Here is a 21,653-nt window from a genome sequence, read left to right on the forward strand (position 1 = left end):
CAGTAAATTCTTAAATCTTTTTTTTGATTATAAATTTATTGCCTGTTTCTTCGATTTTTACGGGGTGCATAATAGTAAGTATTTTTAAGAAGTCTTTAAAATGATAAGCGTCAAAGTTTCCACTAATAGGATAAGAAGCAATTATTTCATCCTCAATTTTTACATTTATATCAATATATTTTTGAAACTCCTTGATAATATCTAGCAAAGTACTTTGATCAAAATTAATTTCTCCACGTTTCCATTTTGCGATATTCTCGCTTTTCATTTTTCCTAAGCTTTTAATTTCACGATATTCATTCAAAATCAAACTTTGTTCTTTTGTAAGTAATGCAAGCAGTTTATTGTTTTTAAAAGGATTAAATACGCGTACTATCCCTTCACTCACATTAACTGAAAAATCCATCTTTTTATTGATTACTTCAAACTTGGTTCCCAAAACTTCAATATTTACTCTTTGTGTTTTTACAATAAAAGCACGATTTTTGTTTTTAGCAATATTAAATAAAGCTCTCCCTTGTGATAAGGTGACTTCTCTTTTGTTTTCATAATACTTAACAGTGATTTTTGTATTTACATCCAATGATATTTTACTATTATCAGGCAAAACGATATCATTAATTATTTTATTTTCAGCCATATAAACCTGTGAAAAACTTGCTTCTTCTGGAGAAAAACTCATATATAAAACAGCCAAGATACAGGCAGCACTTAAAGCTGGGGCTATTTTATAAAAAAGGTTTTTTCGTTTATTTGTACGCTCTCGTTTTACTTTAACCTCAGCACGCAAATTACTTAAAAAAGAAGAAGGAAGCGCATTTATTTCATCAAATAATTTTTTGTTTTCTTGCATTAAATTTCATTCTCCTTTTTTCTCATTTTCTCTTTTAAATCTATACTTGCTCTTGAAATATGTTTAGCTACTGCACTATTAGAAATCCCCATAATAGAAGCAATTTTATCTTTAGAATATCCTTCTATTACATACAATACAAAAGCTTCTTTTCTTTTCTCAGGTAGTTTATTAAGCTCAAGCATCAGAACTTTTTCTCTGTTCTCTGCAAGTACTATATCTTCTACTTCATTTGTAATATTAACAATGTTTTCATTATATGAAACTTCATTTATAATTTTGTTTTTTCTAGCTTTATCAATGATCAGGTTTTTAGCGACTTTGTATAAAAAGGCTCTTTTATTAGTAATATCATTTTGGTTTGGTAAAGAGATAACTTTAGTATAGGTTTCTTGTACAATATCTTGAGCATAATCTTTGCTAGAAACTTTTTTCATAATATAAAATAATAACTCTTTATAATGCTCTACCATTCCATCCTAGCTCTCAAATAATTTTAATAGTAAGAATTATAATCAATTATTTATTAAAGTTTCTAAATTTAAATAAATACATATTTCTAAGCTAAGATATTTTATATAAAGAGGAGACCTATCCTCTTTATATTTTTAAAATGTATAGTTTAATTTAATCGTTACATTTCGAGGATCTCCATATCTGTATCTTGCTCCATAAAAAATAGCAGAATAATATTTTTTATCAAATAAGTTATTAACATTTAATTGAAGGGATAAATTATCTTTAATGTCATATTTTGCCATCGTATTTACTAAATAGTATGCTTTTTGATAAATCTTTTCATCTTTATTTGTAGCAGGATTTGTAGTATTTTCATAAAATTTACTTTGCCAGTTTAAACCTACACCAACACTTAGTTTATTTATTTTGTATTTAGAAAAAAGTGTTATTTGTGTTTTAGGATCAGTACTATTTATTTTTTCACCATTTTGATCTTTCGCACTATAATGAGATAAACCAAAATTTACAGTTAAGTTATCATTAACTTCTCCTGATAAATCAATCTCAATACCTTTAGAAACAACCCCTTCTGCAAGTTTGTATGCTTGGTCTGTAGTACCTATAATTACATTTGAACTATCTTTAACTGCTAAATTATCTTGCTCTATTCTAAATAATGTTATTCCAGAATTTATAGAGTCATTAAATAAAGTACTTTTTAATCCTAGCTCATAAGAGTTTCCTTCTTTAGGATCTAAATGTTTTCCACTTATATTTCTTTTATCCGTTTGTGGTTTAAAAATACTTGTATAACTAGCATATATAGAGTGTTGATCAGTAATATCATAAACTATACCTAGAAAGGGAGTTATATTATTATTGTATGTAAAATTCTTTTTTGTGGGATCACTCCCCGGCCAATAGTCTTCCTCATTATACTTCCAATTAGATACTCTTGCTCCTAACATTAATTTAACGTCATCTGATATAGAAAATCTAGATATTGCATAAGCTCCTAATTGTTTATATTCTTTATTTGTATAACCATCATATATGTATGTTTGTTTTGGACTCGTACTATTCCAATTATAGACATTACTGAGGTGATCAGCTCCTGTTGACTTGTAATATGAGGTATCATTGTTATTCTTACTATACGTTATTCCTGTAAGAAACTCATGTTTTTGAGTTCCCAAAGTAAAAGGCACAGAAGCATAAATATCTAAACTATTGATTTTTGATTTATTAACATAATTAAATCCATTACCTATATTTAATTGTCCCGTTTGTTTATCAGGGAAAGTAGTTCTGTTCCAAAATCTAATTTGATTTAAATCTGTCTTTTTATGTGAATAATGTGCACTTAGTTTTACATCATTATTAAATGTATGTTCTATTTTTGCAGAAGCAGATGTAGTTTTATTATTAACAGAGTTCTGATTTGAGCGAAAAGAAGTTGATCTTGAAAAATCAGTTCTTGTGCCATCAGTAAAATATATTGGATTGGCTGTTTCAGCTAAATTATCATCATTATGTTCTATTTTTGCCACAGTAAAAGATAATAAAGTATTATCACTTAAATCTGCTTCAAATGCCGCATATAATGTTTTTTTGTCTACTTCATATTCATCTAAAAAAGAATTACTCCTACTTTTACTAGCAATAACCCTTCCTCTTATACTTCCTTCTTTATTTAAGGAAGATGCTAAATCAACACTTGCTCCATACTCATCCCAAGATCCTGTTTTTACTTCGATAGAGCCTTTAAAAGCCTTACTTTTAGCATTTTTTCTTACATAATTAATACTAGCAGATGGATTTCCAGCTCCTGTCATTAGTCCATTAGCTCCCTTTACAATTTCTACTCTATCATATATTGTTAAATCTTCTTGATTCTCTCCATCATAAGAAGTAGGAATACCATCAATTTGATAATAATCTATTGAAAACCCCCTACTTTTAAGTTCTCGTGCAAGAGAATAGTTATTTTGACTAGTAATACCTGCGATAGAAGATACTACATCATCAAATGACTGAATGTTTAAATCATTCATTTGATCATTTGTGATAACAGATACACTTTGTGGTGTTTCTTTAATTGATAGATTCATTTTTGTAGATGTGTTCATGGAAGATATTGTATAAGAGTCACTACCTTCTGTAGTATTAGAAGAATTTTCAATAACCTCTACATCATCCAAACTTGTTGAGTCTGAAGCAATCTTATTTTTCGCTTCTACTTTTACAATAACAATTGCATCATTTTTTATAATAGCTTTTAGGCCTGTACCTTTTAACAGTATTTTTAGTGTTTCTTCTAAACCCTCGATATTTTGAACATTTTTTGTTTTTTGAGATTCTAACAACTTATCATTTGCAATATATGACAAGTGAGATTTTTTTGATATAATTTCTAGAGCTTCTTTTAGAGTTTTGTTTTGTATAGTATAGACATCTTGGGCAAACAAGTTGACACTAAACAGTAAAACTAAACTAGAGGCCGCTAGCATATTCTTTCGCAATTTCATTTATTTTTCCTTGTTTTGATTATGAGAACTAATATCTCTTATAAATTAAACGAAACAACGTACAAAAGCGGACAAGATTTTTTTATTTTTTTGAAATATTAATTAAAGAAGCGTTTTTTGTGTATTTTATTGGATAAATAAGCGAAATAGCTTCTAGAAAAGAATCATAATGCAAGGTTGAGAACTTACCAGATATTTTAAGTTGAGATAATTCATACGTAGAAAAGTTCATTTTTTGATTGCTATAACGCTCAAAAATCAAAGAAGCATCAGCAAGGGTCATTTTATCAAATACAATAATGTCATTCTTCCATGAAGCAATCTTTTTTATATCAATATTTCCATAGTTTAAAACTTTTCCTTCATTATTTATACTTAAGGTTTGTGATCTTTTTAATTGTGAAAGTGTTTTTTTGTCGCCTTTTTTATTATAAATATAGTCTACTTTTACAAGTCCTTCGATAACATTTATTTCACTTTTATTTTTTAGATGTACTACTTCAAATTTTGTTCCTATGACTTCTATTAAGGTATTTCCAGATCTTACATAAAAAGGTTTATCAGGATTTTTGGATACGTTAAAGATAACTTTTCCCTGCTCTAAAATCACAGTTCTTTTATTTAGGTAATAGGTAATTTTTATTTGTGATTTTACATCTAAATCTATTATTGTTTTATCAGGCAAAACAATATTTAATATTTTTTCATTAGAACTAAGATAGTCTTGTGTATAAGTAGTAGAATAATAACTATCAATTTCATAAGCTGAAAAGATTAAGATACAGGCAACTGCTATTGAAGCAGCAATATATTTAGAGCGCGTAAAAATATTTTCTTTTTGTAAAACTTCATTTTGCATTTCACTAATAAAATCTTCATCCAAATTCAAAAATTCTGAAATAAGTTCTTTATTTTCTGCATAGGCTTTTGCATGCGTTTTATTTTTTATCCACAAAGAAAATTCATCTTTTTCTTTCTCAGTTAAACCTTCTTTTTTTCTTTGTAGCCAAGAATTTGCTATTTTATTAATTTCATTTTCTAAATTCATGACTCGTCTTTCTTCATTTGTTCTTTTATTTTTAATGTAGCTCTGGTGATATTCTTTTCAACTGCATTTCTGCTTATGTTCATCAGTTCTGCTATTTCTGTTCTTGTATAACCCTTGTAATAATACAATACAAAGGCTTTTTTATTTTGAGCTGAAAGATTTTGTATGCATTCTTTTAGTTTTTCTTTTCTATTTTCTTGAGTCACTATTTCATCTGGCATGTCTTTGAGAGGAATACTGCACTTATCTTCTTCATAATGAACCTGTGTTAGTAATTTGTCTCTTCTTACTTTATCAATAACAAGATTTCTGGCAATCTTATAAAGGTAAGCTTTTGGAAGTGCATCATCTAGTTTACTATTATTTTGCAAGACTTTGACATAAGTATCTTGTGTTAAGTCTTTTGCTAGGTTTTTATCACCAGTAAGTTTTTGAATAAAATATGATATTTCATCATAATATTTTAACATATGAACTTTCACCTTAATGAATATGATTTTAATTATCAATTTTATATAATACTTATACTTTATTTAAGATTAATTTGCCTTTTATTCTTTGTTTTAAGTATACTAATTTAAGTATATTTAAGATTTTTTGTTATAATTCCTAAAAATGAAGGATAAAACTAAGATGAGTATATTGGAACTTGCTGATTATATTGGAATTATTTCTTTTGCATTAAGTGGATTTTTAATTGCAGTGCATAAAAAGTTTGATATCTTAGGAATCATTGTTATTGCTTCTGTAACTGCCCTTGGGGGTGGAATTTTAAGAGATGTAATATCTAATACTACTCCACATATTTTTACTTCCTATATTCCTATCTTACTTGTCATTTTTACTGTACTTATTGCTATTATTTTTAGACTTCATAAGATTGATAATTTAGAAGGAAAGTCTTTTTTTGTATTAAGTGATACCTTGGGGCTTGTTTCTTTTGCTATTTCTGGAGCTATTGCTGGTTTAGATGTAAACTTTAATTTTTTTGGAGTATTGTTATTAGCCATGTTAACTGCAACAGGTGGAGGAACTATAAGAGATGCTCTTTTAGGAAGAACTCCTACTATTTTTGTAAGTGATTTTTATGCCATCATTGCTTTGATGTGCGCAACAAGTGTTTATGTATTAGATTATTTTGATCAATTAACAATCTTCCATATTCTAATTTTATTTGCTCTAGGCGTTGTTATTCGCCTAATCGCATATTATAGAAAATGGAAACTTCCAAAACTCTCTTAATGAGCAGAAACCAAATCTAAGATTGTTTCACTCAAAGTAGGATGGGCAAAAATCATTTTTGATAAGTCATCCATACTTAGGTTGGTATTGATAGCTATTAAGAACTGATGAATAAGTTCTGTGGCATCATTTCCAATAATAGCTGCACCTAAAATCTTCCCTGATTCTACTTCATGTATGATTTTTACAAAACCAGAGTCATCGCCTTTTATTTTGGCTTTTCCATTTACTTTGAAGAATATTTTACTGGCTTTATAAGTAATGCCTGCTTCTTTTAATGCTCTCTCACTTTGTCCAATACTTGCAATTTGGGGAGTACAAAATGTAACGGAAGGAAAAATAGCTTTTTCACTCATAACTTCTTCTTCACAAATGATTGCTGCCACTCTTTTAGCTTCATAATAAGCAACATGTGCAAGGGCTGGTGTTTTAATAACATCCCCAATAGCATAAACATTTTTATTTGAAATACTTTGTAAGTTTCCATCAACTTCTACAAAACCACGATCGCATGTAACATTTCCAGCTTCTGCATTAAGACCATTTGTATTTGGATTTCTTCCTATAGATACAAGTACTTTGTCATACACTTTTGTTTGCTCTTTTTTACCAACAGTCATAGTTACTTCTACATTAGAAGAATTAACTGTGTATGAAGTAACATTAGCATTTAAATAAATACTCATACCTTGTTTCTCTAACTCTCGTTTGAGTGTTCTTGCTATATCATCATCTTCAATAGGAACTAAGCGTGGAGTAAATTCTGCAATATCAACTTCTGTACCAAAAGAGGCGAAAAAAGAAGCAAATTCACAACCAATTGCACCTCCACCTATTACTAAAATAGATTTAGGAATTTCATTTATTGAAAACACTTCTTTAGATGATAGAATTTTTCCATCAACAAGATTCATTAAAGGATGTTCTCTGTGTACTGAACCAGTAGCTATTACAATTTTAGAAGCTTCAATAACCTCTTGGTTATCACCATCTATTTTAATAGAAGTTTCACCTACAAAAGAAGCATTTCCGTATTTAATCTCAACTTTTGCTTTTTTTAATTTAGCTTGTATTCCAGATGTTAAATCTGTAATCAAACACGAGGTATTTTTTTTGAGACCTTCAATATCAAAAGAATCTAAGGTAAAATTAACACCAGTAGTCTTAAAATAAGCGGCTTTTTTAATATATGAAGATGTTTCTAAAAAGTTTTTAGCTGGAACACAGCCTTCATTTAGACACGTTCCACCAATTCTATTTTCACTTTTATCAATAATACATACACTTTTTCCAGCACTACCTAAGAGTGAAGCCACTTCATAACCAGCAGGTCCTGCTCCAATTACAATAACATCATACATATATTCTTCCTTTTACTTAAATCTTTTTTTATTCTTTACTTGTTTTTTTGCCCTTATATTCATGAGCCATATAAGATGATCTTGCATAAGGCGTAGAATGTACAAACTCAAAACCCATATCCAGTGCTTCTCTTTTATACAAAGCAAATGTTTCAGGGGTAACATATTCTTTCACTTCTTCATAACCACCTGTAGGTTGTAAATATTGTCCAATACTTAAAAAATCACAGCCAACTTCTCTTAAATCTTTGAATACTTGTGTCATTTCTTCATGTGTTTCACCAAGACCAACCATAATCGCACTTTTGGTTTTAATCTTACCCGCACCTAATTCTTTTAATTGTTTTAGAACATCAATTGAACGTGTATAAGTAGATGCTTTTCTTATTTTGTATAAAGAAGGTACTGTTTCAATATTGTGTCCAATAACACTTGCTCCTGAATCAACAGCAGTTTGTAAAGAAGAAGTTTTTCCTTTAAAATCTGGAATTAAAAGCTCAACATCAGCACCTGGAACTTTTTCCAGAATATCTTGGGTTACTTTATAAAACTGAAGTGAACCCCCATCTTTTAAATCATCTCTGGCTGGACTTGTAATTACAATATATTTAAGTCCCAATTTTTGAACAGAAGTAGTTACTTGATCTATTTCTTTTTGGTTTACTTCAAAGGGTTTCCCTGTTTTTACATTACAGTAGGTACAGCGTCTTGTACAGATATTTCCTAGAATTAAAAAAGTGGCATTTTTATTAGCAAAACACTCGCTTATATTAGGACATCTTGCTTCTTGACAAATAGTATGAATTCCTGATTCATTTAATAATTGATCCATTTCTTTTTGTGCTTTAAAATCAATCTTTTTTCTTAACCATTCTGGTTTTCTCATAAAGTTTTTAGTTTTCATTGTCATTTCAAATCCTTTTACAAAACGTACGTTTTAATATTCTTTTAAAAAGAGTAATCAATTTTTGTTAAAAACTCATTACTTCTTTCAAATAAAGCCGAAGCCTTACTTAAAAACATAAAAGAAGAAATCTTCCTTTATGTAATCATTTATCTAGTGTCGTGATCTTACGTTTAATTCTTTAATAGCCAAAGTATCATCAGGTCGTGATACTCCCCATGTTTTAGGATAAGCTTTAAAAGCAGCAGGATCTTTTCTTGCTAACTCAACCGCTTTTATCATACGGTCACAAAAAATATCAATTGTTTCTTTATTTTCTGTTTCAGTAGGTTCAATCATAATGGCTTCTTTTACAATTAATGGGAAATAAACAGTAGGAGCATGCATACCAAAATCAATTAAGTATTTTGCAATATCCATAGCTGTTACACCATTTTTAGCAAGCGTTTTAGCAGAGAATACACATTCATGCATACATAAACCATCAAAAGGAACATCAAAATAATCTCTAAGTCTTACTCTTATGTAGTTTGCATTTAACACAGCTTTTGTAGAAGCATTATACATACCATTTCCACCTAAAGATGTCATGTACGTAATTGCTCTTAAAGAGATTCCATATTGTCCAAAGAAAGGAGAAATCTTACCAATTGAAGTACCATTTCTATGATCAAGTTCATACTTACCATCAACTTTTTTAATCCCTAAATCAGGTAAAAAAGGTTTAAGTTTTTCATTTACTCCAACAGGTCCAGAACCTGGTCCTCCACCACCATGTGGTGTTGCAAATGTTTTATGAACATTGATATGAATAACATCAAAACCAATTTCACCTGGTTTTGCAACTCCCATAATAGCATTCATATTCGCACCATCGTAATACATCATTGCATCATATGAATGAGCTACAGCACAAATATCTTTGATTTTTTTGTTATACATTCCAAGAGTATTTGGAACAGTTAACATAACAGCAGCTACTTCATCAGACATTTTTGCTTTAAATTCATCAAAATCCATAGCACCGTTTGCATCTGATTTAATAGTAATTACTTCATATCCAACCATAGCAGCAGTTGCAGGGTTAGTACCATGTGAGCTATCAGGAACAATAACATATTTTCTTTTATTCCCTTTGCTTTTATGATAAGCATCAATCATCATAATACCTAACATTTCACCATGAGCACCCGCTTGAGGCGTTGTAGTAAAAGCATCCATTCCAGTAACTTCACATAAAGTTTTTTCTAACATATCAATAGTTTCTAGCGTACCTTGCATAGAATCTGTCATATTATTAGTAATTAAATGTGGGTGCATAGAAGTAAAACCTTCAAGCGCCGCTACTCTCTCAGTAATCTTTGGATTATATTTCATAGTACAAGAACCAAGAGGATAAAAGTTTTTATCAATTGACATATTCTTATTAGAAAGATTTGTATAGTGTCTGATTACATCAAATTCTGACATTTGAGGTAATTTTGCTTTTACATTTCTAACCAGAGTTCGATCTAAAGAAACAGCAGGAACATCCATAGGAGGTAAAGCTAATCCAGGTCTACCTTCATGTGATTTATCAAAAATAGTTTCAGTTACACTCATAATATCTCTCCTATTGCAGCTACTAAAGCATCTAGTTCATCTTTTGATCTTTTTTCAGTAACTGAAATCATAATTTTATTTTCATGATTTTCATATAAATTACCTAAGTTAATTCCTGCATAAAAACCTGCATCTCTTAATTTAAGCAATAAAGATTCTGCACTTAAAGGCGTTTCAATCACAAATTCATTAAAAGTAGGAGCTGTATTACAAATAGTAATACCTTTAACTTTTTTTAATTCACTTTTTAAGTATTCACTTTTTGAATGACATAAAGAACTCATATTTGCAAAACCATCACGTCCAAGTAAAGACATAAACATAGTAGCTCTTAAAGCCAGTAAGTTTTGGTTTGAACAAATATTTGAGGTAGCTCTGTGTCGTCTAATATGTTGTTCTCTTGCTTGCATAGTTAATACAAACATTTCTTTTCCATCTTGATCTTTTGTTTTTCCAATAATTCTTCCAGGAAGATTTCTAATATCTTCTTGTTTTGTTGCCATGAAACCAAAAGTAGGACCTCCAAAGTTAAGATAATTTCCTAAACATTGTCCATCTCCACATACAATATCAACATCAAGAGAACCTGGATCTTTAATCATTCCAAGTGCTATAGGATAAGCAGACATTACAGCTAAAACTTTTGATTCATGTAACTTAGCTATCAAAGAAGTGAAATCTTGTACATTTCCAAAAAAGTTAGGGTTTTGAAATAAATAAGCAGCAATTGTATTATCAATTTTTGATTCAACGCTTGCAAAGTCAGTTAAGTCTTTATCCATTTGAATAACTTCTACATCAATATCTCTAAATTTTAAATAGGTTTGAACTACTTTGATATAAGTTTTATTTACACCTGCATCAATTAAAATCTTATTTCTTCTTGTAAGTCGTACTGCCATTAATGCAGATTCAGCTAAAGCAGTAGCTCCATCATACATAGAAGCATTTGCTACATCCATTCCAGTCATTTCACAAATCAAACTTTGAAATTCATATAAAGATTGTAATGTTCCTTGAGAAGCTTCCGCTTGGTAAGGAGTATAAGCTGTATAGAATTCACTTCGCCCAGCTAATGCATCAACACCAGAAGGAACAATATGATCATAATATCCACCACCCATAAACATTACTTTATCAGTAATATTTTTTTTAGCAATATTTTTAAATTTAGTATAGGTTGAAAATTCATCTAAACTATCGCTTAGATTTAAATGGTCAACTCTTAAATCACTTGGAACAGAAGAAAATAAATCTGTTTCTTTTTCTAATCCAATAACATCTAACATTTCTCTAATGTCAGCTTTTGTATGAGGAGTATATGGCATTTATTTTCCTTATAAAGTATTGATGAATTTAGCGTACGAATCGCCATCCATTAAGTTATCAAGATCAGATACATCTGATAATTTCATTTTAAAAATCCAAACATTTTCTGCTTCTTCATTTAATACTTCAGGAGTATCTAATAAAGTTTCATTGATTTCTGTAACCACTCCAGAAGCTGGTGCATAAATATCAGATGCAGCTTTAACTGACTCAACAAAAGCAACAGAGGCTCCTGATGTAATTTCAGCATCTACTTCTGGTAATTCTAAAAATGTAATATCACCTAATTGTTCAACTGCATACTTAGAAATTCCAACTTTCGCAATATCACCTTCAACTTCTAACCACTCATGTTCTTCATTAAATATTTTCATTTTATATCCCTTTTAATTTTTTATAGTTTATCTGTTTCTTTATTTTTTTGTTATAAACGGAAGTGCTGCAATATTTGCATCTATGCTTCCTCTTTTATCTTTTAATTGAAATGTACTTTCTTTATCAAATACATCTACATCTACCATTGCAAAACCTATTCCTACGTTTAATGTAGGTGAATATGCAGCTGATGTTACAAAACCAACTTTAACATCGTTTTGGTAAACCTCAAAATCTTTTCTTGCAGATCTTCTTGACGTTGTTTTAAAAGGTAACAATAATCTACTTGTTCCTTCTTCTTTTTGTTTTTTAAGTGCATCACGTCCAATATAATCTCTTTTTACATTAATAAACATAGAAAGATTTGCTTCAATAGGAGAAATTTCTTCACTTAAATCATTACCATATAAGGAATAACCCATTTCAAGTCTTAATGCATCCCTTGCCCCTAGACCAGCTGGTTTAACACCATCAGCTATTAAAGAATCCCATAATTTAACTGCAATATCAGCAGATACATACAATTCAAAACCAAGCTCACCTGTATAACCAGTACGTGATAATAAACAATACTCATTCATTACAGTTGTTTCTACAAAAGAAAAGAATTTTAAATCATCCAAATTAATATCAAAATACTTTTCTAAAGCTTTTTTAGCATTTGGACCTTGAACATCTAGTTTTGCAAATTCATTTGATCGATCTTCAATTGTACCTACAGATATTCTTGAAGCAAATGTTTTATAATCAATTGCAGATCGCGAAGCATTTACAACTATCATTAATTCATCACTCGCTAATTTATAAACAATTAAATCATCAATTACTCCACCATCCTCGTTCAGTAAAAAACCATATTTACATTTTCCAATAGGTAAAGCTTCAATATCAATAGTAACAGCAGTATTAATTCCACTTTCAACAATATCACCCTTGAAGAAAAACTCTCCCATATGTGAAGTATCAAAAATAGCTACATCATTTCTACAATATCCATGTTCAGCAATAATTCCTTCAAATTGTATTGGCATATCCCAACCACAAAAAGGTACATTTTTTGCTTTTAACGTTTTCTGTGTTTCATAAAGCGGTGTTCTTAAAAGTGCTTCCATATTCTGCCTTCAAAAAAAGATTTTTATATTCTTAAAGTATAAAATAAGAAAGAGGCACAATAGTATCAAAAGAGGGGAAAAAAGAAGTATTCTTTAATTTACATTAGTAAGGAATAATATTCTTCTCTTTAAGTAGAGAGAACATTCAGTTTATATCCGGCTGCATAGATATTTTGAATGACATTTTTAGGTATTTTTTTTCGCAAACGTTTAATAATATCTTTTAGTTTATTGCTACTCATTTCGCAATCATCAAAATCATCCCACAAATGTGAAGTGATTTCATCTATAGTAAATACCCTATCATTTTTTGAACTTAAAATATCAAATAACAAAATTTCATGTTTGGTGAGTTTTATTTCTTCTTTTTTGCAAAAAAGTTTATGCGACGTTTTATCCCAAGAGAAATCCTCTTCAAGCTTTAAGAGTTTGCCTTTTCCACTTAATTCTTTGAACTGTTTAACTGCTTCATTAAGGGCCTCTTTTAATTCAATACGGGAAATAGGTTTTGGCAAATACTTAGTAAGATTAAGTTCTGCAGCAAAAAGGAGTTTATCTTGTTCTAAATGGGCGGTTAAAATTATAATCCGTGTTGTTTTATCTTTTAAACGTATTTTTTTTGCCAATTCTAGGCCATTTAATTTTGGCATGTTAATATCTAAGAGTAAAATATTGGGTTGATGTTCTTCATAAAGTTTAAAAGCCTCCTGCCCATTTGAGACAGAATAAACATCTTTGAAATAACGCTGTAAATAATTAGTATAATTAAGCCTTGTTTGTTCTTCATCTTCTGCATATAAAATACTTGCATTAATCATTGTTTACCTTTCTTTTAAAGAAATGCGAAAACTTGCGCCTTCTTTTTCATTTTGAACACTTAAAAAACCATGCATGGATTTTTCAATAATCATCTTAGCCATACATAAACCATGCCCAGTTCCTTGTGAATGGGGTTTTGTTGTAAAATACGCATCAAATATTTTATCAAAATATTCATTCTCAACCCCGCCAGCATTGTCTGTTATTTTTAAGATTGCATTGTTATTTTCAAGATATATTTCAATAGATATTTTTTTATTTTTAATATTTCTCTCTTCCAGCACATCTTTTGCATTGTTTAAAAGAACCAACAAAGCTTGAACAAACTCTTTTTTTACACCCTTAATTAAAGAATCTTTTTTAATATTCAATTTACATACGATTCGTTTTGATTCAAGCAGTTTATATATCAATTCAAAAGCATCATCAAAAGCATCTTTCATTGAAAATACTTCTTTTTTGTCATTGGGCTGAAGATAATTGTTAAAAGAAGTAATAGTATCTGACATATAAAAGGTTAGTTTTTCAATCTCATTTAAATGGTCTTCTAGTTTTTTCTGAGACAGTTTATTTTCTTCAAAATCTGCTTCTATATTTAAAACAACAGAATTAATTTGAGAAAGGGGTTGTTTCCATTGATGTGCAATATGAGCTAAGGTTTCACCAATAGCAGCTAATTTAGATTGTGCAATTAATAATTTGTCTTTTTCTCTTAATTCTAAGAGCTGCTTTTTCACTTCTTCTTCTAGGTTTTTATTATAATATTGTTGATTTTTTCTTTTGTTAAAAATCAAAAAAATCAAAAAACCAAGAAAAAAAACAATTATTAGCTCATTCATATAAACCTCATAAAATAAAAAAATTATACATCAAAGTGCTTAAATTATACCTAGATGTATATTTTTATTAAATTTTCGTTAACCATTAATTAACTTTAAATGCCTATTATTCTACAATTCATAAAAGGAAAAATACCATGAAAAAATTACTATTATTATTAACATTAAGTATATTTGCAATAGCAAATCCAATGAAAGTAGGCGATACATTAGCCAACATCACTTTACAAGATCAATTTGAAACAAAACAAACAGTAGCAAATGATACAAAAACTATCTTAGTTGCTTACGATAAAGATATTTCTTCTTTATTAAAAGAATTTTTATTATCTAAAGAAGGTGACTTCTTAAGCGCTAATAATGCTGTTTATATTGGAGATATCAGAGGGATGCCTTCATTAATTGCAAGATTTTTTGCCATTCCAAAAATGAAAAAATATCCTTTCAAAATCTTATTTTTAGATGAAGCAAATGAAAACTTTCTTGATAAAAAAGAAGATATGATTACAGTATATCAATTAACAGATGGTAAAATATCAAACGTTAGTTTTGTAAAAACAACTGAAGAATTAGAAAACTTATTTAACTAGTTTTACAAACGCTTCTACAATAGCTATAGTTTCAAGAGCTTTGACTCTTGATTCTATACTGTCTACACTTTCATTCTTTTCTATATTTAATTCTTTTTGAATCACAAAAGAACCTTCATCATAGTTTTCATTGACATAATGTATTGTTGCCCCACTCTTTGTAGCATGTGATTTAAATACCGCTTCATGTACAAAACGTCCATACATTCCCCTACCTCCAAAATTGGGCAATAAAGCAGGATGAGAATTGATTATTTTATTCGGATATGCAGCTAAGAGATTTTTTTCTATTTTTTTCATAAATCCCGATAAAAAAACAAAATCACATTTATGTTTAAGTAAAAGTTCTGTGATTTTTTCATCAATATTTTCATTCGGATATTTTTTAGTATTAACAAGGAAATTAGGAATATTTCTAGTTTGCGCATTTTTAAGTACATTTGCATTGCTATTATTTGATATTACAACTGTAATCTCTGCTTTTAGAACTTCTGTTTGGATTGCTTCATACAAAGCATCAAAACCACTTCCATTGTAAGAAGATAATATACCTATTTTTGTCATTTTTAACCTTGTTTTATAATTCATTAATTTTGGATTATAGCTTTATACAAATTAAACATCCCTATTTTAAGTCTTTTTTAACAATTTTTTTTCTTATGTTATAATACGCGTATTAAACAAGAAGGTTTTTGAAAAAATATGGAAAATCAAGAAAGAAAAACACAAAAATTTATCGTAAAATTCTTCCCGGAAATTATGATTAAAGGTTCTGCTGCTAAAAAACAAATGTCGGGACAACTTTATAATAATATCTGCAAATTAACGCAAAGAGTTTCTGAGGATATTAATGTAAAAAAATTCTCTGATAAACTGGAAGTAGTATGCCCTATTGAAGTGGTTAATGAAGTAAGAATGATACTTTTAGAAACTCCTGGAATTGAGCAAGTACTTGAGGCTTTACAATTTGATAATACAGGAACACTTGAATTAATCAAAGAAAAAGTAAATGAACAAATGGCCCACACTATACAAAACAAATCTTTTGTAGTTCGTGCTAAAAGAAGCGGTACGCATACCTTTAAATCTCCCTTATTAGAACAAACTGTAGGGGGTTTTATGTTAAGCAGAAATCCTGGTTCAAGAGTAGATTTACACAATCCTGATGTTACTATTAGAATTGAGCTAATTAATACACAATTAAATATCATTACCTTAAAACACAAAGGATTAGCTGGTTTTCCAATAGGAACACAAGGCAGTATTTTGTCTTTAATGTCAGGGGGTTTTGATTCTACAGTGGCCTCTTATTTAACCATGAAAAGAGGTCTTAAAACGCACTTTATTTTCTTTAATTTAGGTGGTTTGGCACATGAAATTGGCGTAAAACAAGTGGCTTTTTATTTATGGAAAAAATTTGGTTCTTCTCATAGAGTTTCTTTTATTTCTGTGCCTTTTGATGATGTTTTAACAGAACTTTTCAAATCAACAAACCCCTCTTATATGGGTGTTACTTTAAAAAGACTAATGTTAAAAGCTTCTGAAAAAATAGCAGATGCAATGGAAATAGATGCTTTAGTAACCGGAGAGAGTGTGGCGCAAGTTTCTTCTCAAACGCTGCGAAACTTAGCGTTAATTGATCAAGCCTGTAATAAATTAATATTACGACCTTTATCTACTATGAACAAACCAGAAATCATTGATATTGCAAATGATATAGGAACAAGACGTTTTGCAGAACAAATGCCTGAATATTGTGGGGTAATATCTAAAAACCCTATTATTCATGGTTCTTTTAAAAGAATGGCAGAAGAAGACAAAAAATTTGATTATTCTGTTTTAGATAAAGCCGTAGAAGAATCAAAAAGTATTTATGTGGATGAAATAATTGATGATATTAAATCCATAGCTCAAGTTGAAGTAATAAGTGATATCTCAAGCGGAGAATATGTAATCATTGATATTAGAGCAGAAGATACTTGTATTGAAACTTCTTGTGAAACATTAAAAATTCCTTTTTACAATTTAAAAAATGAATTTAAAAAACTTCCAACAAACAAAGAATATTTACTTTATTGTGAAAAAGGTATTATGAGTCAATTACATGCCCAATACCTACAAGATGCACAAGATTATAAAAATATAAGAGTATATAGACCAAAAGACTAACAAGTGATTCAGAAAGAGTCTAAACTCTTTCTGTCTCTACTTATTATAAACCTTTGCAATTTGCGTAATACGTAACGGTTGCTGGCCAATCTGAAAACATTCCTTTTATTTTCACATCTTGGGCTAAAACATCTAAAACTTCATACATATCACCATCGTTATTGATAATATCTTTGGTACTTTGATAATACCATCCTCCTCCATCTTTTAAGAAACCAGAACGTTCTAGCGTCCATGTAATGATATTCATATTATATTTTTGTGCTTCTTTTGCATATAAAGAAGGAACAATATTTTTATCTTTATCAAGCGTAAGTAAAGCCCACATTGGAGGCGCTATATAATTAATACCTAAGTCTTTAAAATTTTTCATTTTTTCTATTTGTTTTTTTGTACCACCTTCTTCTTTATAAACAACATCATCTAAATAAACCGCTTGTTTACCAAAGTTAGGCTCATTCTTAATCCAATATTTAATATCTTCCAAATTAAAAGATTGGGCAAAAACATCAGAAGCTTTAACCTTGGCTTCTTTGTATTCATTAATCATTTGCTGTGCATAATCTTTTTGAGTATAACCTTTATAAGGCATAGGAACTGAAGCTTTTTTTAATTCTGGTGTCATTTTTACACCCAGTTCTTTAAACAAAACAATACTCTCTTTATGTGTCATTAAAGTACCTTCTTGCGTATATAAATCGGTTCTCCAAGAAGCAGTTGCATTCACATATTCTTCAACACTTAAGGCATTTTTATCAAAAGCATCCATTTTTCCTTTTAAGGTTTTAAACTCTGCAAGTGTAATATCAGTTGTTTTACACAAAGCATTGGCATCTTTTATTTGTTTTCCTTCTTTATTAAAAACAGCTGGGCTAAAAGGAACAGAACATTTTGAGGCTAAAGGGCTTAATAAAATATTTGTAGTTGTATGTAAATCACTTTGAGAATGTCTACACACAAGCTGTTTATCTTTTGTAAAAGTAACATCACACTCTATAATTCCAGCTCCCATTTTAGAAGCGGCAAGATAAGATTCTTTTGTATGTTCAGGAAACTGCAAAGATGCACCTCTGTGTCCAATAGAAAATTCAGATTTTTTTGGAATTTCATTTTTGCACATCAATAATTCATCTTTTAGTTTACTGTCTTTCATCGTACTTACTAAATAATAAGGTCTTACTCCCAATTGAATATTTTCAATTGCTAAAAGATTTAAAGGAAGAAAAAAACTTCCTATAAAAACAATAATCGCTGTTTTTGTATTTTTTGTCATACTATTTCCTTACAAAAATACCAGTATATTTAACTAAATAAAAAGTATTTACACCAGTAAACATTGAAATTGTTTAGATATATTTTAGAAACAATTTCTACAAATAAACATAATAATAACATAACGTTATAACGTATAATTATATTACATAAATAATGCTACTTTGTCAAGGATAATAATATATTACTTTATTAATATTTTTTTATTCTAAAAATAAATTTTTATGCCTATTTTAATGCCTGAATTTTAATGTTTTAAAAGTTATTTGGGGGAAATTTCATAGAATACTCTAAAGTAGAAAAAAAGTATTTCTCTATAAATACTTGTCATGATTATTTTCAAGAATAAAGGTTTTTTTCTTGTTTATTCAAAAAATACATGTGAAGTTTATTTGATATTATAATACTTAGCTCTCGTAGAAATTTAAAAGAGGAAGGAAATAAAAATAAAAGTCTAAAGAACAAATTTACTTAGCCCTCTTATCTTTAATATACAATCAGAACTTAAAAAATATTTGCCAGTTCTGATTGTTCTTTTTTAGTACAAAACAATATATATATTATTCTTTACTTTAATAACTTTAGCTCTTAAGCAATAACATTTGCTGCGAACTTACCTTTATGTGATTGAGCCACTACATTTTGTTTAATTTTTGTAGAAGATGTTTGAGGATTATAAGACACTTGAACAATCTTTTTTCCCTTGGATTTAAGATATTTTTCTACAGCAAGATTATGTGGTTTATCTCCCCAATCTTCGCCTATTACAAAAATATCAACATCTAATTCCTTACAAGCGCTTACATAGTCAAGTTTATCATAGAATACTACATCATCAACACAACGTAGTGCTTTAAGCATTTCCATTCTTTGATTTAAAGGAATAACAGGAACATTTCTTTTATAAGAAGCAACCACTTCATCAGAAGCAACGCCAACTACAAATTTATCTCCTAGTGTTTTACAATATTCTAATAAATCTAAATGTCCAACATGCAACAAATCAAAGGTACCAACAGTATATACAAGCATAAATTACTCTCCTAATATTTGTGCTATAATAGCATCTTTACACCTCAAATTCAAGGACATACGTTTTATGCCAAAAGATGATACATTAAATAACAAACAACCCACTATTCTTTCTTATGTAAAAGACCTTCCAAATCTTTTATCGCTTTCAGGACTTGCTTGTACTGTTTTAGCTATATATTTCTCTATTATTGAAGTATATGCAGCTGCTATGATTGGTATGGTTTGGGCTGTTGCTTTTGATTGGGCCGATGGTTTAGTCGCACGAAAACTAAAAGGAAGAACTGCAACTGATGCTAAATTTGGTGGACAACTTGATGTTGTTATAGATATTGTTAGTTATGGAGTTACTCCAGCTGTTTTACTTTTAAGTTATGGAAAGTTTGAGCCTATTTATTTAATAGGTGCTTTTATTATGTTAGCAGCAGCAGCTATAAGACTTAGTTATTTTTCTACTTATGGACTAGCAGGAGGCAGCAAATATACAGGTCTTGCACTTGATGTTAATAGTTTGGTTTTAGTTTTTGTATTTTTGTTTGAAGGCTTATTTGATCACAGTACTTTTTTAGTAATTTTTACCATAGTAGGCGTTGGTTTGGCTATTTTAAATGTTTCTGAAATTAAAACACCAAAACTTTCTGGAAATCCTAGAAATGTTTATTTACTTGCAGCATATACCTTAGGTATTTCACTTTTTTATGGACTTCAATTAATATAAACCTTGGAGTATAAGCAGATAAGCATCTGCTTATACTTAGAAAAATTCTTTCTTTAAAATAAAAAAATCTTACATTATAATTCTTAATCATTTTCTCTTTTGTAATCATACTGCAATTATTTACTGTTAAACTTTTAAAAAAGCAGGAAATTAACATGAAAATAAGCCCAAAAGTTTTAGAAATAAATAAAAGCATAAACTATAAACTTACTTTAAAAGATACTTCCAATGTAGAATCTATTGAGATTCTTACAAGAGCTGATTTTTATCATAAAGACAGTATTAAATATAAAATCAAAAACAATATCATATTGTTTTCTTATAGCATGAAATTTCTTGGTGAATTTGTTATAAAAGTACATTTTACCTATAAAGAATCAAAAGTTCTTACACTTTTTTGCCTTGATAAAAATATGATTAAACGCCTACCACTTAAAGGTGATTTACATATGCATTCAACTTTCTCAGATGGAAGAACAAGCCCCTTAGCTATGGTTATGGCTTGCCTTGATGCAGGAATGGATTTTCTTAGCGTTACAGATCACGATGCACAAGAAGGCTCATTGGATGCCATAAAAAAAGTCAAAAAAAACAATATTGATATCTTAGTATTACCAGGAGAAGAAATAAGTGTTGGTGGAAAAAAAGACATGTCTGTTGCACAAGGCAATGGACATATCTTATGTATTAATGCAAACAGATCTATTGAAGATCAAAGAAAAGATAAAACAAAATATCAAAAAGAACTACAAGAAATTGTAAAAATACTAAAAAAAGAAGACATTGATGAAAACATTGATCCGGTACATTATGCTAAAAATATTTGGGTGATTAATAAAATAAAAGAAGCAAAAGGAATTTCCATCCTTGCCCATCCAAACTGGGTATATAAAGATGGAAAATATCACTTACACCAAGCATTTTATAGAGAAATGATAAAAAGTTCGCAATTAGATGGAGTAGAAGTTTTTGGGGAAGAGAAAATAAGAGAACACAATAACATGACCTATTTAACGACTTTGCAAAATAAAAGTGATATTAAATACTTAGCACCTTTTGGTAATTCAGATGCCCATGACAGCAATCATGAACTCGGAGAAAGATTTACTCTTTTATTTGTCAAAGAAAAAAGCAATGAAGGTATCATATCTTCAATCAAAGAAGGTCTTAGCTGTGCAGTATTCAAAAGAGAAAATAAAGAGCATCAATACATAGGAAAAGATGCTTTAGCTTCATATTCTTATTTTTTAATAAAAGAATATTATCCAAAACACCTTAGCTTAAAAAGCAGATTAGCTAAATTATATGTTGATCAATTTTTAAATGATATAAGTTATGAAAGAAAAATAAATATTGTAAAACAAAAACTGGAAAATTATACTAAGCGTTTTTTTACTTAAA

21 protein-coding genes are annotated in these 21,653 nt (G+C 29.1%); 5 read left to right on the forward strand and 16 right to left on the reverse strand.

All coding sequences use genetic code 11. The features are described from left to right. Positions 1 to 10: 10 nt before the first annotated feature. The 5 genes from HRT41_09730 to HRT41_09750 all read right to left on the reverse strand — a co-directional run bounded on the left by HRT41_09730 (position 11) and on the right by HRT41_09750 (position 5,358). Complete coding sequence (locus HRT41_09730; protein ID NQY24304.1) at positions 11 to 853, reverse strand: FecR domain-containing protein; 843 nt, start codon at positions 851 to 853, stop codon at positions 11 to 13. Continuing rightward, the gene (locus tag HRT41_09735) at positions 853 to 1,326 is read right to left on the reverse strand and encodes an RNA polymerase sigma factor (GenBank protein ID NQY24305.1); all 474 of its coding nucleotides are present in this window, start codon (positions 1,324 to 1,326) and stop codon (positions 853 to 855) included. The genes HRT41_09730 and HRT41_09735 overlap by 1 nt, the downstream gene beginning before the upstream one ends. 135 nt (positions 1,327 to 1,461) lie before the next feature. Next, positions 1,462 to 3,840 carry a TonB-dependent siderophore receptor gene (locus HRT41_09740; protein ID NQY24306.1) on the reverse strand — a complete coding sequence of 793 codons (2,379 nt, stop codon included), beginning with the start codon at positions 3,838 to 3,840 and terminating at the stop codon, positions 1,462 to 1,464. An 82-nt stretch (positions 3,841 to 3,922) separates the two neighbouring features. Further along, the gene (locus HRT41_09745; GenBank protein NQY24307.1) at positions 3,923 to 4,888 is read right to left on the reverse strand and encodes a FecR domain-containing protein; all 966 of its coding nucleotides are present in this window, start codon (positions 4,886 to 4,888) and stop codon (positions 3,923 to 3,925) included. Beyond that, positions 4,885 to 5,358, reverse strand: coding sequence for an RNA polymerase sigma factor (locus tag HRT41_09750; protein NQY24308.1), 474 nt, complete (start codon positions 5,356 to 5,358; stop codon positions 4,885 to 4,887). The genes HRT41_09745 and HRT41_09750 overlap by 4 nt, the downstream gene beginning before the upstream one ends. Before the next feature lie 163 nt (positions 5,359 to 5,521). Here HRT41_09750 and HRT41_09755 point away from each other — a divergent pair, with 163 nt between their 5' ends. After that, positions 5,522 to 6,130 carry a trimeric intracellular cation channel family protein gene (locus HRT41_09755; protein ID NQY24309.1) on the forward strand — a complete coding sequence of 203 codons (609 nt, stop codon included), beginning with the start codon at positions 5,522 to 5,524 and terminating at the stop codon, positions 6,128 to 6,130. Here HRT41_09755 and lpdA read toward each other — a convergent pair. The 8 genes from lpdA to HRT41_09795 form a co-directional block, all read right to left on the reverse strand. Beyond that, positions 6,127 to 7,491: a dihydrolipoyl dehydrogenase gene (gene lpdA, locus HRT41_09760; GenBank protein NQY24310.1), complete on the reverse strand. Its 1,365-nt coding sequence runs from the start codon at positions 7,489 to 7,491 to the stop codon at positions 6,127 to 6,129. The genes HRT41_09755 and lpdA overlap by 4 nt on opposite strands. 28 nt (positions 7,492 to 7,519) lie before the next feature. Continuing rightward, positions 7,520 to 8,395, reverse strand: a complete 876-nt coding sequence (gene lipA, locus HRT41_09765) for a lipoyl synthase (GenBank protein ID NQY24311.1) — start codon at positions 8,393 to 8,395, stop codon at positions 7,520 to 7,522. A gap of 153 nt (positions 8,396 to 8,548) precedes the next feature. Further along, the gene (gcvPB, locus tag HRT41_09770) at positions 8,549 to 9,997 is read right to left on the reverse strand and encodes an aminomethyl-transferring glycine dehydrogenase subunit GcvPB (GenBank protein ID NQY24312.1); all 1,449 of its coding nucleotides are present in this window, start codon (positions 9,995 to 9,997) and stop codon (positions 8,549 to 8,551) included. After that, positions 9,994 to 11,325 (reverse strand): aminomethyl-transferring glycine dehydrogenase subunit GcvPA, encoded by a 1,332-nt coding sequence (gcvPA, locus tag HRT41_09775; GenBank protein ID NQY24313.1) that lies wholly within the window; start codon positions 11,323 to 11,325, stop codon positions 9,994 to 9,996. The genes gcvPB and gcvPA overlap by 4 nt, the downstream gene beginning before the upstream one ends. Before the next feature lie 9 nt (positions 11,326 to 11,334). Next, positions 11,335 to 11,700 carry a glycine cleavage system protein GcvH gene (gene gcvH / locus HRT41_09780; GenBank protein ID NQY24314.1) on the reverse strand — a complete coding sequence of 122 codons (366 nt, stop codon included), beginning with the start codon at positions 11,698 to 11,700 and terminating at the stop codon, positions 11,335 to 11,337. A gap of 39 nt (positions 11,701 to 11,739) precedes the next feature. Next, positions 11,740 to 12,813, reverse strand: a complete 1,074-nt coding sequence (gene gcvT / locus HRT41_09785) for a glycine cleavage system aminomethyltransferase GcvT (GenBank protein NQY24315.1) — start codon at positions 12,811 to 12,813, stop codon at positions 11,740 to 11,742. A 128-nt stretch (positions 12,814 to 12,941) separates the two neighbouring features. Next, a complete protein-coding gene (locus HRT41_09790) occupies positions 12,942 to 13,631 on the reverse strand; it encodes a response regulator transcription factor (GenBank protein ID NQY24316.1) in 690 nt (229 codons plus the stop codon). Between the two features lie 3 nt (positions 13,632 to 13,634). After that, on the reverse strand, positions 13,635 to 14,471 hold the full coding sequence (locus tag HRT41_09795) for a HAMP domain-containing histidine kinase (protein ID NQY24317.1): 837 nt from the start codon (positions 14,469 to 14,471) through the stop codon (positions 13,635 to 13,637). 137 nt (positions 14,472 to 14,608) lie between these two features. Between HRT41_09795 and HRT41_09800 the strand changes: the two genes are divergently transcribed. Beyond that, complete coding sequence (locus tag HRT41_09800) at positions 14,609 to 15,061, forward strand: hypothetical protein (GenBank protein ID NQY24318.1); 453 nt, start codon at positions 14,609 to 14,611, stop codon at positions 15,059 to 15,061. On the opposite strand, the gene purN is transcribed toward HRT41_09800, so the two are convergent. Next, positions 15,050 to 15,625: a phosphoribosylglycinamide formyltransferase gene (gene purN / locus HRT41_09805; protein ID NQY24319.1), complete on the reverse strand. Its 576-nt coding sequence runs from the start codon at positions 15,623 to 15,625 to the stop codon at positions 15,050 to 15,052. The genes HRT41_09800 and purN overlap by 12 nt on opposite strands. Positions 15,626 to 15,763: 138 nt before the next feature. Here purN and thiI point away from each other — a divergent pair, with 138 nt between their 5' ends. Then, positions 15,764 to 17,230 (forward strand): tRNA 4-thiouridine(8) synthase ThiI, encoded by a 1,467-nt coding sequence (gene thiI, locus HRT41_09810; protein ID NQY24320.1) that lies wholly within the window; start codon positions 15,764 to 15,766, stop codon positions 17,228 to 17,230. Between the two features lie 43 nt (positions 17,231 to 17,273). Here the strand turns inward: thiI and HRT41_09815 are convergent, their stop codons facing one another. Together HRT41_09815 and HRT41_09820 are read right to left on the reverse strand one after the other, a co-directional pair. Then, positions 17,274 to 18,503, reverse strand: a complete 1,230-nt coding sequence (locus tag HRT41_09815; GenBank protein ID NQY24321.1) for a glycerophosphodiester phosphodiesterase — start codon at positions 18,501 to 18,503, stop codon at positions 17,274 to 17,276. A gap of 587 nt (positions 18,504 to 19,090) precedes the next feature. Next, positions 19,091 to 19,534, reverse strand: a complete 444-nt coding sequence (locus tag HRT41_09820) for an adenylyltransferase/cytidyltransferase family protein (protein ID NQY24322.1) — start codon at positions 19,532 to 19,534, stop codon at positions 19,091 to 19,093. Positions 19,535 to 19,601: 67 nt separating this feature from the next. Here HRT41_09820 and HRT41_09825 point away from each other — a divergent pair, with 67 nt between their 5' ends. Both HRT41_09825 and HRT41_09830 read left to right on the forward strand, forming a co-directional pair. Next, positions 19,602 to 20,252 (forward strand): CDP-alcohol phosphatidyltransferase family protein, encoded by a 651-nt coding sequence (locus tag HRT41_09825; GenBank protein ID NQY24323.1) that lies wholly within the window; start codon positions 19,602 to 19,604, stop codon positions 20,250 to 20,252. Positions 20,253 to 20,407: 155 nt separating this feature from the next. After that, a complete protein-coding gene (locus HRT41_09830) occupies positions 20,408 to 21,652 on the forward strand; it encodes a PHP domain-containing protein (protein NQY24324.1) in 1,245 nt (414 codons plus the stop codon). Position 21,653 lies beyond the last annotated feature (1 nt).

Source organism: Campylobacteraceae bacterium (assembly GCA_013215945.1).
Lineage (GTDB): Bacteria > Campylobacterota > Campylobacteria > Campylobacterales > Arcobacteraceae > NORP36.